The 12935-nt window shown below is 68.4% G+C and carries 13 protein-coding genes; 10 read left to right on the top strand and 3 right to left on the bottom strand.

Annotated elements, in window-relative coordinates:
* The first annotated feature begins 11 nt into the window (after positions 1 to 11).
* From tldD to ACSQ4M_RS11565, 3 genes are all read left to right on the top strand, one after another.
* On the top strand, positions 12 to 1484 hold the full coding sequence (tldD, locus tag ACSQ4M_RS11555; protein WP_436189671.1) for a metalloprotease TldD: 1473 nt from the start codon (positions 12 to 14) through the stop codon (positions 1482 to 1484).
* A gap of 196 nt (positions 1485 to 1680) precedes the next feature.
* Positions 1681 to 2799, top strand: coding sequence for a 3-deoxy-7-phosphoheptulonate synthase (locus ACSQ4M_RS11560; protein ID WP_436189672.1), 1119 nt, complete (start codon positions 1681 to 1683; stop codon positions 2797 to 2799).
* A gap of 70 nt (positions 2800 to 2869) precedes the next feature.
* On the top strand, positions 2870 to 3181 hold the full coding sequence (locus ACSQ4M_RS11565; RefSeq protein ID WP_436189673.1) for a hypothetical protein: 312 nt from the start codon (positions 2870 to 2872) through the stop codon (positions 3179 to 3181).
* On the opposite strand, the gene mpl is transcribed toward ACSQ4M_RS11565, so the two are convergent.
* A complete protein-coding gene (gene mpl / locus ACSQ4M_RS11570; protein ID WP_436189674.1) occupies positions 3175 to 4572 on the bottom strand; it encodes a UDP-N-acetylmuramate:L-alanyl-gamma-D-glutamyl-meso-diaminopimelate ligase in 1398 nt (465 codons plus the stop codon). The two genes, ACSQ4M_RS11565 and mpl, sit on opposite strands and share 7 nt — an antisense overlap.
* Before the next feature lie 56 nt (positions 4573 to 4628).
* Between mpl and ACSQ4M_RS11575 the strand changes: the two genes are divergently transcribed.
* From ACSQ4M_RS11575 to ACSQ4M_RS11605, 7 genes are all read left to right on the top strand, one after another.
* Positions 4629 to 5225, top strand: a complete 597-nt coding sequence (locus tag ACSQ4M_RS11575) for a hypothetical protein (protein ID WP_436189675.1) — start codon at positions 4629 to 4631, stop codon at positions 5223 to 5225.
* Positions 5222 to 5770 (top strand): TlpA family protein disulfide reductase, encoded by a 549-nt coding sequence (locus ACSQ4M_RS11580; RefSeq protein WP_436189676.1) that lies wholly within the window; start codon positions 5222 to 5224, stop codon positions 5768 to 5770. Before ACSQ4M_RS11575 ends, ACSQ4M_RS11580 begins: the two co-directional genes overlap by 4 nt.
* Before the next feature lie 123 nt (positions 5771 to 5893).
* Entirely contained in the window at positions 5894 to 6346 is a 453-nt protein-coding gene (accB, locus tag ACSQ4M_RS11585; RefSeq protein WP_436189677.1) for an acetyl-CoA carboxylase biotin carboxyl carrier protein, read from the top strand.
* A gap of 10 nt (positions 6347 to 6356) precedes the next feature.
* The gene (accC, locus tag ACSQ4M_RS11590) at positions 6357 to 7706 is read left to right on the top strand and encodes an acetyl-CoA carboxylase biotin carboxylase subunit (protein ID WP_436189678.1); all 1350 of its coding nucleotides are present in this window, start codon (positions 6357 to 6359) and stop codon (positions 7704 to 7706) included.
* Between the two features lie 5 nt (positions 7707 to 7711).
* Positions 7712 to 8611, top strand: a complete 900-nt coding sequence (gene prmA / locus ACSQ4M_RS11595; protein ID WP_436189679.1) for a 50S ribosomal protein L11 methyltransferase — start codon at positions 7712 to 7714, stop codon at positions 8609 to 8611.
* An 8-nt stretch (positions 8612 to 8619) separates the two neighbouring features.
* The gene (locus ACSQ4M_RS11600; RefSeq protein ID WP_436189680.1) at positions 8620 to 9852 is read left to right on the top strand and encodes a DUF3426 domain-containing protein; all 1233 of its coding nucleotides are present in this window, start codon (positions 8620 to 8622) and stop codon (positions 9850 to 9852) included.
* Between the two features lie 23 nt (positions 9853 to 9875).
* Complete coding sequence (locus tag ACSQ4M_RS11605) at positions 9876 to 10778, top strand: carbohydrate kinase family protein (protein ID WP_436189681.1); 903 nt, start codon at positions 9876 to 9878, stop codon at positions 10776 to 10778.
* 69 nt (positions 10779 to 10847) lie between these two features.
* On the opposite strand, the gene ACSQ4M_RS11610 is transcribed toward ACSQ4M_RS11605, so the two are convergent.
* Complete coding sequence (locus ACSQ4M_RS11610) at positions 10848 to 11426, bottom strand: histone (RefSeq protein ID WP_436193996.1); 579 nt, start codon at positions 11424 to 11426, stop codon at positions 10848 to 10850.
* Positions 11427 to 11604: 178 nt separating this feature from the next.
* Complete coding sequence (locus ACSQ4M_RS11615) at positions 11605 to 12858, bottom strand: ribonucleotide-diphosphate reductase subunit beta (RefSeq protein ID WP_436189682.1); 1254 nt, start codon at positions 12856 to 12858, stop codon at positions 11605 to 11607.
* Between the last annotated feature and the right edge of the window lie 77 nt (positions 12859 to 12935).

Here is a 12935-nt window from a genome sequence, read left to right on the forward strand (position 1 = left end):
AGAATGTCCCGATGATCTCCCGCGAACCCACCCTGGCCCGCATCGCCACCGCCCAGCAACTGTTGCTCGATCCCTTCGGCCTGACGCCTGCGCACCTGCAGCGCGCGCTGGCCGAGATCCAGGCGCACAAGGTCGACGACGCCGACCTGTACTTCCAGTACACGCGCAGCGAGGGCTGGAGCCTGGAGGAGGGCATCGTCAAGACCGGCTCCTTCAGCATCGACCAGGGCGTGGGTGTGCGCGCGGTCAGCGGCGAGAAGACGGCCTTCGCCTATTCCGACGACATCTCCGAGGCCTCGCTGCTGGACGCCGCGCGCACCGTGCGCGCGATCTCCGCGGCCGCGCAGAACAGGCGCGCCAAGCTGCCGGCGCAGAAGATCGCCCGCAGCCGGTCGCTGTACGACGGCCTGGACCCCATCGCCACGCTGGACAGCACGGCCAAGGTCAAGCTGCTGGAGCAGGTGGAGCAACGCGCCCGCGCCAAGGACCCGCGCGTGGTGCAGGTCATGGCGGGCCTGGCCAGCGAGTACGACGTGGTGCTGGTGGCCCGCGCCGACGGCACGCTGGCGGCCGACGTGCGCCCGCTGGTGCGCCTGTCGGTGACCGTGATCGCCGAGGCCCAGGTGGCCGGCCAGACGCGCCGCGAGGTCGGCTCCAGCGGTGGCGGCGGCCGTTTCGGCCTGGCGTACTTCGACTCCGCGCGCATCGACGAGTACGTGGACCAGGCCGTGCAGGCCGCGCTGACCAACCTGGAGGCCCGCCCCGCGCCGGCCGGCGAGATGACCGTGGTGCTGGGTGCCGGCTGGCCCGGCATCCTGCTGCACGAGGCCATCGGCCACGGTCTGGAGGGCGACTTCAACCGCAAGGGATCGAGCGCGTTCAGCGGCCGCATCGGCCAGCGCGTGGCGGCCAAGGGCGTGACCGTGCTGGACGACGGCACCATCGCCGACCGCCGCGGCTCGCTCAACGTGGACGACGAGGGCAATGCCAGCCAGCGCAACGTGCTGATCGAGGACGGCATTCTCAAGGGCTACATCCAGGATGCGATGAATGCGCGCCTCATGAAGGTCAAGCCCACCGGCAACGGCCGGCGCGAGAGCTACGCCCACATCCCGATGCCGCGCATGACCAACACCTACATGCTGGGCGGCGACAAGGAGCCGGCCGAAATCATCGCCAGCATCAAGAAGGGGCTGTACGCGAGCAATTTCGGCGGCGGCCAGGTCGACATCACCTCGGGCAAGTTCGTGTTCTCGGCGAGCGAGGCCTTCTGGGTCGAGAACGGCAAGATCCAGTACCCGGTCAAGGGCGCGACGCTGGTCGGCAACGGTCCGGACGCCCTGACGCGCGTGTCCATGATCGGCAACGACATGAAGCTCGATTCGGGCGTGGGCACCTGCGGCAAGGAAGGCCAGAGCGTTCCCGTCGGCGTGGGCCAGCCCACGCTGCGCATCGACGGCCTCACGGTCGGCGGCACGGCCTGATGCAATCGGTGTGCTAGAGTCGCGCCCGATGTCTGCCTCCCGCGCGTTTTACTTTGCCTACTTTTGGTTCCCGGAATCCGGCGGACGAGAGGCGCGCGCGTAAAGCAGGCTGCAAGAACCTCCAAGAACCGCCGGTACCGCAAGGACCGGCGGTTTTTTTTGGCCCCAACGATTCCACAAACCACAGGAAGAGACCATGAGTACGCAGCAGACCCCCGACGCCTGGTACGCGAACGTCGACAAGACCAGCCAGACCGACGACGAACGCATCAAGGACATCAACGTGCTCCCGCCTCCCGAACATCTGATCCGCTTCTTCCCGATCCGCGGCACGCCGGTCGAGGCGCTGATCAGCCGCACCCGGGCCCGCATCCACGACATCATGGCCGGCAAGGACGACCGCCTGCTGGTCGTCATCGGCCCCTGTTCCATCCACGATCCGGCTGCTGCGCTGGAGTACGCGCGCCGCTTGAAGCCGCTGCGCGACAAGTACGCGGACGACCTGGAGATCGTCATGCGCGTCTACTTCGAGAAGCCGCGCACCACGGTGGGTTGGAAGGGTTTGATCAACGATCCGTACCTGGATGAGAGCTATCGCATCGACGAAGGCCTGCGCATCGCGCGCCAGCTGTTGATAGATATCAACCGCCTGGGCCTTCCGGCAGGCAGCGAGTTTTTGGATGTGATCTCACCGCAGTACATCGGCGACCTGATCGCCTGGGGCGCGATCGGCGCGCGGACCACCGAAAGCCAGGTCCACCGCGAGCTGGCCTCGGGCCTGTCGGCCCCCATTGGCTTCAAGAACGGCACGGACGGCAACATCCGCATCGCGACCGATGCCATACAGGCGGCCGCGCGCGGCCACCACTTTCTGTCGGTGCACAAGAACGGGCAGGTCGCCATCGTGCAGACCAACGGCAACAAGGATTGCCATGTGATCCTGCGCGGCGGGAAGGCGCCCAACTACGATGCCGCCAGCGTGGCCGCGGCCTGCAAGGAGCTGGCAGCCGCCGGCATGCAGCCCAACCTGATGGTGGACTGCAGCCACGCCAACAGCAGCAAGCAGCACGAGAAGCAGACCGAGGTGGCCGGCGACATCGCGGCCCAGATTGCCGGCGGTTCGCGACAGGTGTTCGGCGTGATGGTGGAAAGCCACCTCGTGGCCGGCGCGCAGAAGTTCACGCCGGGCAAGGACGACGTGCGCGCGCTGGCCTACGGCAAGAGCATCACCGACGCCTGTCTGGGCTGGGAGCCCTCGGCCGACGTGCTGGAGACGCTGGCCCGGGCGGTGGCCAAGCGCCGCGCGGCGGCCTGACGTCGGGTTTGCGTCGATTGCCGCGGCCCGGTGCCACGGCGATGCTGCGGGCTTTTTCCAGGGAGGCGCCATGCGCAGTGAAGTGTCCGTGCGGCTGGCCGGTGGCCAGGAACTGCGTTTCGACCTCGAGGACGCCACGCCCATGCTGCAGGAGCAGGCCCGCGGCTGGCTGGACGCGCAGTTCGTGCAGCTGGAGTGCGAGCCGCTGCGTGCCACCGGCAAGGTGCTGCTGGCCGACAAGCTGGTCGCCATTGCGCGTGCCGCCAGTCCCGAGCTGCTGGCCGACCCGCAGTGGTTCGCGAGCTTCGCGCGCGCCGCCAGTGCGGCGCTGGCCAAGCCGGTCGTGCGGCTCGACCTGGACCAGCTGACCGTCAGCTACTGAGCGAAGCGCGCCCTGAGCGCATCGAGCAGGCGGGCGTGCACGCCGCCGAAGCCGCCGTTGCTCATGCACAGCAGGTGGTCGCCGGGCTGCACGGCCGCCAGCACCTGGGCGAGCAGCTGGTCGATGCTGTCGGCCACCTGCAGGCGTGTGCCCATGCTCGCCAGCGCCTCGCGCGGGTCCCAGCCCAGTCCGGCCGCATGGCAGAACGCCAGGTCGGCCGATTCCAGGCTCCAGGGCAGCTTGGCGCTCATGCTGCCCAGTTTCATGGTGTTGCTGCGCGGCTCGAAGATGGCGAGGATGCGGCCGCCGGCCGGGCCGATCTGGGCGCGCAGGCCGTCCACCGTGGTGCGGATCGCAGTCGGGTGGTGGGCGAAGTCGTCGTAGACGCGCACCGTGCCGCCGCCGGCCGCGACTTCGCCACGCAGTTCCATGCGCCGACGCACGTTCTCGAAGCGCTGCAAGGCCTCGGCCGCCACCGCTGGCGCCACGCCCAGGTGCTCGGCCGCAGCAATGGCGGCCAGCGCGTTCATGCGGTTGTGCAGGCCCGACAGCGACCAGTGCACCTGGGCCACGGGCCGGCCCTGGTCGAGCACGTCGAAGCGCTCGGCCGTGCCCTCTGCTGTGAAGCGCCCGCCAGCGCCGAAGCCCACGGTCTCGCTCCAGCAGCCCTGGGCCAGCACGCGGCCGAGGCTGGCTTCCTCGGCGTTGACGACCACGCGCCCCCGGCCCGGCACGGTGCGCACCAGGTGGTGGAACTGGCGCTCGATGGCGGCCAGGTCGTCGAAGATGTCGGCGTGGTCGAACTCCAGGTTGTTCAACACGGCCGTCCGCGGGTGGTAGTGCACGAACTTGCTGCGCTTGTCGAAGAAGGCCGTGTCGTATTCGTCGGCCTCGATCACGAAGCAGCCACCGGGCGCGCCGAGCCGGGCCGAAATGCCGAAGTTCAAAGGCACGCCGCCGACCAGGAATCCGGGGTTCAGGCCGGCGCATTCGAGCACCCATGCCAGCATCGAGGTGGTGGTGGTCTTGCCGTGCGTGCCGGCGATGGCCAGCACATGCCGGCCCTGCAGCAGCTGCTCGGCCAGCCACTGCGGGCCGCTGGTGTAGGCCGCGCCCGCGTCCAGGATGGCCTCCATGAGCGGGAACTTGGGCGTGCCGTCGGGCAGGCGCGCGCGCGAGACCACGTTGCCGACCACGAAGACGTCCGGCGCGAGCGCCAGTTGGTCCGCGCCGAAACCTTCGATCAGCTCGATGCCAAGCGCCCGCAGCTGGTCGCTCATGGGAGGGTAGACGCCGGCATCGCAGCCGGTCACGCGGTGGCCGGCACTGCGCGCAAGCGCCGCCAGGCCGCCCATGAAGGTGCCGCAGATGCCCAGGATATGGATGTGCATCGCGGGATTCTAGGAGTGGTGCCAGGGCTGTTCGGGCGCGGCGCACAATCCGCCCCATGGACAACGCAAGTGCAGAGATCGCGGCCGTCGCGGCGCGCCTGGTGGTCGACGACGGGCTGGAGTGGGGCGCCGCCAAGCGCCGTGCCGTTCAGCAGCTGGGCCTGGGGTCGCGCGTGCGGCTGCCGGGCAACGATGAACTGGAAGATGCAGTGCGCGAGCACATTGCGATCTTCTGCGCCGACACCCAGCCCCGGGAGCTGGTCGCGCTGCGCCGGCTGGCGCTGACCTGGATGGAGCGGCTGGAGTCCTTCCGCCCTCACCTGGCCGGCGCCGTGTGGCATGGGACGGCGACGCGCCGCTCCGACATCTATCTGCAGCTGTTCTGCGACGACCCGAAGTCGGCCGAGATCATGTTGATCGACCGTGGCGTGCGCTACGCGCCCAGCACCGTGCCCGGTTTTCGCGGCGATCCTGTCGAGGCGCTGAGCCTGCAAAGCCAGTGCCCCGATCTCGGCGAGACCATCGGCGTGCACCTGCTGGTGCACGACCTGGGTGAACTGCGCGGTGCCTTGAAGCCCGATGCGCGCGGCCGCGCGCCGCGCGGCAGCCTGCAGGCCGTGCGCAAGCTCGTCGCGCAGGAGGCCACGGCATGAGCGGGCGGACTTTTTCTCCTGCCCGGCGTGGCGTGCTGCTGGCCGCCGGTGCCGTGGCGCTGGTGGCCGGCGCCGGCTCTGCCTGGTGGTTGCGCCGGACGGGTGCGGCGGTTCCGGCCGAAAGCGCCGGTCTGTGGGCGCTGCAAAGCGAGCGACCCGAAGGTGGAACGCTGCCCATGGCCGCCTTCAAGGGGCGTGCGCTGCTGGTCAACTTCTGGGCGCCGTGGTGCCCGCCCTGCGTCGAAGAACTGCCCATGATCGATGCCTTCTTCCGTCAACACGCGCCGAACGGCTGGCAAGTGGTAGGCCTGGCCGTCGACAAACCCGCTGCCGTGCAGAAGTTCCTTGGCAAGACGCCGGTCGCTTTCCCGGTCGGCATCCTGGGCCTGGCGGGCCTGTCGGTGGTCAAGGAACTGGGGAACGCCGCGGGCGGTTTGCCCTTCACCTTGGTCCTGGATGCGACCGGACATGTGGCCGAACGTAAAATAGGGCAAATCACCCCCCAAGATTTGCAACGTTGGGCGACGCAAATCCGCGTTTCCTAGTCCCACCGACGCTAATCTGTTCGCCGTTGATCGGCGAAGAACATCAAAATTGCCTGCAATAGGCGAAAGTTCGCTGGATTTGAGTTAGATTCCAGCCTTTTCGTCTGGGCGACAGGAGCCTCCATGGATTTACGCAAACTCAAGACCTTGATCGACCTGGTCTCGGACTCCAACGTCTCCGAACTGGAAATCACCGAAGCCGAAGGCAAGGTGCGCATCGTCAAGGGTGTCCCGCCGGGCCCGGTGGCCTATGTGGCCGCACCAGTGCCGGCCGCCCAGCCCGTGGCGGAGGCCGCTGCGGCACCCGCTGCCATTGCACCTGCTGCTGCACCGGCCATCAAGGGCCATGTGGCCAAGTCGCCCATGGTGGGCACCTTCTACCGCTCGCCCAGTCCCGGCGCCAAGGCCTTCGTGGAGATCGGCAGCACGGTCAAGGAAGGCGAGACGGTCTGCATCATCGAGGCCATGAAGATCCTCAACGAGATCGAGGCCGACAAGGCCGGCACGATCACCCAGATCCTGTGCGAGAACGGCCAGGCCGTCGAGTACGGTCAGCCGCTGTTCGTCATCGAATAAGCCGTTTCTCATGTTCAAGAAGATCCTCGTCGCCAACCGCGGCGAAATCGCCCTGCGGATCCAGCGCGCCTGCCGTGAGCTGGGCATCAAGGCCGTGATGGTCTATTCCGAGGCCGACCGCGACGCCAAGTACGTGCGCCTGGCCGACGAGGCCGTCTGCATCGGCCCGCCGCCCTCTGCCCAGAGCTACCTCAACATGCCGGCCATCATCTCGGCCGCCGAAGTCACCGATGCCGAAGCCATCCACCCCGGCTACGGCTTCCTGAGCGAGAACGCCGACTTCGCCGAGCGCGTCGAGAAGAGCGGATTCCAGTTCATCGGCCCGACGCCCGAGAACATCCGCATGATGGGCGACAAGGTTTCGGCCAAGCAGGCCATGATCAAGGCCGGCGTGCCCTGCGTGCCGGGCTCCGACGGCGAGCTGCCCGACGATCCGGTGCAGATGCGTCGCATCGCCAAGACCGTCGGCTATCCGGTCATCATCAAGGCAGCCGGCGGTGGCGGTGGACGTGGCATGCGCGTGGTGCACACCGAGGCGGCGCTGGTCAATGCCGTGCAGATGACCAAGGCCGAGGCCGGTGTGGCCTTCGGCAACCCGGCCGTCTACATGGAGAAGTTCCTGCAGAACCCGCGCCATGTGGAGATCCAGATCCTGGCGGACAAGCACAAGAACGCCGTGTACCTGGGCGAGCGCGACTGCTCCATGCAGCGGCGCCACCAGAAGGTCATCGAGGAGGCGCCCGCACCGGGCATCCCGCGCAAGCTGATCGAGCGCATCGGCGAGCGTTGCGTGGCAGCCTGCAAGCGCATCGGCTACCGCGGCGCCGGCACCTTCGAGTTCCTGTACGAGAACGGCGAGTTCTATTTCATCGAGATGAACACCCGCGTGCAGGTCGAGCATCCGGTGACCGAGCTGATCACCGGCGTGGATGTGGTGCGCACGCAGATCATGGTGGCGGCTGGCGAGAAGCTGCCGTTCACGCAGCGCCAGATCGAGATCCGCGGCCATGCCATCGAGTGCCGCGTGAACGCCGAAGACCCGTACAAGTTCACGCCCTCGCCGGGCCGCATCACGACCTGGCATCCGCCGGGCGGGCCGGGGGTGCGGGTGGATTCGCATGCGTACACGAACTACTTCGTGCCGCCGAACTACGACTCCATGATCGGCAAGATCATCGTGCACGGCGACACGCGCGAGCAGGCCATGGCGCGCATGCGCACGGCGCTGGCCGAGACCGTCATCGAGGGCATCAACACCAACATCCCGCTGCACCGCGAGCTGATGGTGGACGCCAAGTTCATGGCGGGCGGCACCAACATCCACTATCTGGAAGAGTGGTTGGCGCAGCACAAGCGGTGAGCTCCATGTTCGAACTGCGCCTGCTGTGCCCGGAGGACCGGGTCGAGACCCTGAGCGATGCGCTGGAAGCGCTGGACGCGCTGTCGGTCAGCGTCGAGGACGCCGACGGCGACACCGAGGCCGAGCACGCCCTGTTCGGCGAGCCCGGCATGCCCCCACCGGCCGAGGGCTGGCAGCGTTCGCGTCTGGTGGCCTTGTTCGCCACCGAGGCGCTGGCCGACGAGGCCGCGTTGCTGCTGCAGGCGCAGGATTTCTTCCCGGGCTGCACGCTGCAGGGCGTGGGTGCCGTGCCCGACGAGGACTGGGTGCGCTTGACGCAATCGCAGTTCGCGCCGGTCGAGATCACGCCGGCCTTCTGGATCGTGCCCACCTGGCACGAGCCGCCGGCCGCGGCGCAGCACGTGCTGCGGCTGGACCCGGGCCTGGCCTTCGGCACCGGCACGCACCCGACCACGCGCATGTGCCTGCGCTGGATCGCCAGCCGCGGTGCGGGTGGCGACTGGGGCCGCGTGCTGGACTACGGCTGCGGTTCCGGCATCCTGGCGATCGCGGCAGCCAAGCATGGCGCCAGCGCCGTCGATGCCGTCGACATCGACGAGGCGGCCGTGCAGGCCACCGGCGACAACGCCCATGCCAACGGCGTGCAGCTGCGTGCCGGCCTGCCCGATGCCGCGAACGGGGTCTACCAGGTGGTGTTGGCCAACATCCTGGCGACGCCGCTCAAGATGCTGGCGCCGCTGCTCAGCGCCCATGTGGCGCCCGGCGGTGCCCTGGTGCTGGCCGGCATCCTGGCGCGCCAGGCCGACGAGCTCAAGGCGGCCTACGCGCCGTATCTGTCGTTGCAGGTGGCGGACGAGGAAGACGGCTGGATCCTGATGACGGCCACGCGCGGCGCGCCACGCTGACCGCGTCCATGGCCCAGCTGATCACACGCTGCCCTGCATGCGGAACCCGCTTCAGGGTCGTGCCCGATCAGCTGCGCATTTCCGAGGGCTGGGTGCGCTGCGGCCATTGCGCCGAAGTCTTCGACGCTGGCCTGCACCTGGGCGCCCCTGAGGAGGCTGCAGCCGCGGCGCTGCCGACGGCCGAGTCTGTGCCCGCAGCGCCGGCGCTGCCGCAGGCGCCGCCTGCCGAAACCGCGGCTCAGGCATTGGCGCCCGAGCACGCGGCGCCGCCGCCCGTGGCCGACGATGACGTGCCCCCGTGGCTGCCCCATGCGCCCGCCGAGATTCCCGTCACCGATTCCGTCGCGTCGCTGGAGCAGGACCTGGCCGACTACGTGCAGGCGCGGGCCGCTGCGCCGGGACCCGGATCCGGCACTGGCTCGCCCGGGCCGGGCACGGCCTTCGTGCCGGAACTGCACCGCGTCAGCGCCGAGCCGGTCGGCGCCACCGGTCCGGCCCCCATTCCGGCCGATCGTCCGGGCCGCCTCGTGGTGTCGCTGGCGGAAGAGTCCGCACCCGTTGCGCTGCGGACTGCCAGCGCCGGCCACGCCATGCCGCTGCCGCTGCGCGCGGCCGCAGAGGACGCGCCGCGGCCTGCCCCGTCGCCTGCGCGCGTGGTGGCCGCACCGCCCGTGCCCCGGCCCGTTCCGCTGGATCCGGCGCATGCCGAACTCTCGTTCCTGCGCGATGCCGTGCCCGTGCCACCGATGGTGGCGCCGGCCGCGGCGCCACGCACGCGCCTGCTCTGGTCCCTGACTGCGGGCCTGGCCGGGGTGTTGCTGCTGTGGCAGTGGGCCGTGCACGAGCGCGACCGCCTGGCCGCCACGGCGCCCGGCCTGCGGCCGCTGCTGAACGTGCTGTGCGCACCGCTGTCCTGCAGCGTCCAGCCACTGCGCCGCATCGACGCCATCGTCATCGACGGCTCCGCCTTCCAGGCTCTGGGTGATGGCGGCTTCCGGCTCAGCCTGACGCTGCGCAACCGGGCCGCGCATGCAGTGGCGCTGCCGGCCATCGCGCTGACGCTGACCGACATCGCCGAGCAGCCCGTGCTGCGCCGCGTGCTGATGCCGCAGGAACTCGGCAGCCCGCCCGCAGCGCTGGATGCCCATGGCGAATGGACGGCCAGTGCCGACCTGCAGATCGCCGACAACGCGGGCCGCGCGCGCGTCGTTGGCTACCGGCTCGACCCCTTCTATCCCTGACCTTCCACCTTCCAGGAGTCTCCATGGCCAGCATCATCTGCGGCTCGCTTGCGTTCGACACCATCATGCGATTCGAGGGGCGGTTCTCCGACCAGATCCTGCCCGACCAGATCCACAACCTGAACGTGTCGTTCCTGGTTCCCAGCCTGCGGCGCGACTTCGGCGGCTGTGCCGGCAACATCGCCTACGCGCTCCAGCAACTCGGTGGCGACCCGCTGCCCATGGCCACGCTGGGCACCGATGGTGCCGACTACCTGCAGCGCTTGAAGGACCTGGGCATCGCCACCGACTACGTGAGCGTGGTGGAGGGCAGCTACACGGCCCAGGCCATGATCATGACGGACAGCGACAACAACCAGATCACGGCCTTCCACCCCGGCGCCATGATGCATGCGCACCAGACGCGCATCGCAGCGCGCGGCGACGTGAAGCTCGGCATCGTCTCGCCCGACGGGCGCGACGCCATGCTGCAGCACGCCGAGCAGTTCGCCGCCGCCGGCATCCCCTTCGTCTTCGATCCGGGCCAGGGCCTGCCGATGTTCGATGGCGCCGCGCTGCGCCATTTCGTCTCGCTGGCCACCTGGGTCACCGTCAACGACTACGAGGGCAAGATGCTCAGCGACCGCACCGGCCTGGGTTTCGCCGAACTCTCGCGCCAGGTGCAGGGGTTGGTGGTCACGCTGGGCGGCGAGGGAAGCGAGGTCTGGGTCGCGGGCGAGCGCACACTGGTCGCGCCGGTGCGTGTGGACGAACTCGTCGATCCCACGGGCTGCGGCGACGCCTACCGCGGCGCTTTGCTGTTTGGGCTGGAGCGTGGCTGGCCGCTGGCGCGTTGCGCTGAACTGGGCAGCCGCATCGGTGCCCTGAAGATTGCCCAGCGAGGCCCGCAGAACTACAGCGTGGACCGGGCCGCATGGGGTCTGTGAGCGGGCCATGAAATGAAAAAGCCCGGGGCCTTGCGGCACCGGGCTTGGTCGCGCCTTGCAGCGCAACGCTCAGGGCTTGCTGGCCGTCGGGAACGGCCAGGCGGCCTGCGGGTTCAGCGTGGTCTGCGTGGACGCTGCAGGGGCAGCGGCAGCAGGCACAGGGGCCGCTTTCTTTGCAGGTTTCTTGGCAGCAGCCTTCTTGGCGGGGGCGGCCTTGGCAGTCGCCTTCTTGGCCGGAGCGGCCTTCTTGGCAGCAGCCTTCTTGGCGGGAGCAGCGGCCTTCTTCGCCGGAGCAGCAGCCTTCTTGGCGGGCGCAGCCTTCTTCGCCGGAGCAGCAGCCTTCTTGGCAGGAGCGGCCTTCTTGGCGGGCGCAGCCTTCTTCGCCGGTGCGGCCTTCTTTGCCGGTGCAGCCTTCTTCGCCGGTGCAGCCTTCTTCGCCGGTGCCGCCTTCTTGGCGGGCGCAGCCTTCTTCGCCGGTGCGGCCTTCTTCGCCGGTGCGGCCTTCTTCGCAGGCGCAGCCTTCTTGGCCGGTGCAGCGGCCTTCTTCGCAGGCGCAGCCTTCTTGGCCGGAGCGGCCTTCTTTGCCGGAGCAGCGGCCTTCTTCGCCGGGGCGGCCTTCTTCGCGGCCGGTTTCTTCGCAGTTGCCATGGTTTTCTCCTTGATCGGATTACAAAGAGCACTTGCGGCGCGTTGGGGCGCCACAAGCGATGCATGGCGTTGGGGCCAAAAGCCCCAGCGCCATGGATTCAGGACACGTGCACGCCGGCACTCTGTCGGTGCTACTCGGGGGGCGTGACGTGCGGTGGAACATGTTGTTGTCGGTGTCTCAGTCCCAGGACAGCGCGCCGCCGGACTGGTACTCGATGACGCGTGTCTCGAAGAAGTTGCGTTCCTTCTTCAGGTCGATCATCTCGCTCATCCAGGGGAACGGGTTCTCTTCGTTCGGGAACAGCGCTTCCAGGCCGATCTGCGTGGCGCGCCGGTTGGCGATGTAGCGCAGGTAGCCCTTGAACATCGAGGCGTTCATGCCCAGCACGCCGCGCGGCATGGTGTCCTCGGCGTAGCGGTACTCGAGCGCGACGGCCTTCTCGAACAGCGCCTTGATCTCGGCCTTGAACTCGGGCGTCCACAGGTGCGGGTTCTCCAGCTTCAACTGGTTGATCAGGTCGATGCCGAAGTTGCAGTGCATGGACTCGTCGCGCAGGATGTACTGGTACTGCTCGGCCGCGCCCGTCATCTTGTTCTGCCGGCCCAGCGCCAGGATCTGCGTGAAGCCGACGTAGAAGAACAGGCCCTCCATCAGGCAGGCGAACACGATCAGGCTCTTGAGCAGGGTCTGGTCGTTCTCGGGCGTGCCGGTGTGGAAGTTCGGGTCCATGATCGCCTCGATGAAAGGGATCAGGAACTCGTCCTTGTCGCGAATCGACTGCACCTCGTTGTAGGCGTTGAAGATCTCGGACTCATCCAGGCCCAGCGACTCGACGATGTACTGGTAGGCGTGCGTATGGATCGCTTCCTCGAAGGCCTGGCGCAGCAGGAACTGCCGGCACTCGGGCGCCGTGATGTGGCGGTAGGTGCCCAGCACGATGTTGTTGGCGGCCAGCGAGTCGGCGGTCACGAAGAAGCCGAGGTTGCGCTTGACGATGCGGCGCTCGTCCTCTGTCAGACCGTTCGGGTCTTTCCAGAGCGCGATGTCGCGGTTCATGTTCACTTCCTGCGGCATCCAGTGGTTGGCGCAGGTGGCGAGGTACTTTTCCCATGCCCACTTGTACTTGAACGGCACCAGCTGGTTGACGTCGGTCTGGCCGTTGATGATGCGCTTGTCGGCCGCGTTCACGCGGTGTGTGCCGGCACCCGCTGCTGCGGCGGGGCGCGGTGCGGCCACTGGCGGCAGCGCCACATCGGGCAGGCGCGATGCAGTCGCAGGCGTGTCGAAGGAGGAGGCTTGGACCGCGGCCGTTGCGGCGGCGGAGACAGCGTTCACGGAATTGGGAGAGACCGCTGCCTCGCGGTGTCCCGTGGACCCGCTGTGTTGTGTCGATGGCGAGGAGGGCTTGACTTCGTCGTCCCAGGTAAGCATAGATTTTCCAGTGCCGAGATTATGAAAGCGGCGCCCTGAAAAGCAAAGGCTTCACCTGGGCGCCGTGCATGTTTGTT

Source organism: Pseudorhodoferax sp. LjRoot39 (genome assembly GCF_964253035.1).
In the GTDB taxonomy this organism is placed as follows: Bacteria; Pseudomonadota; Gammaproteobacteria; order Burkholderiales; family Burkholderiaceae_C; genus Pseudorhodoferax.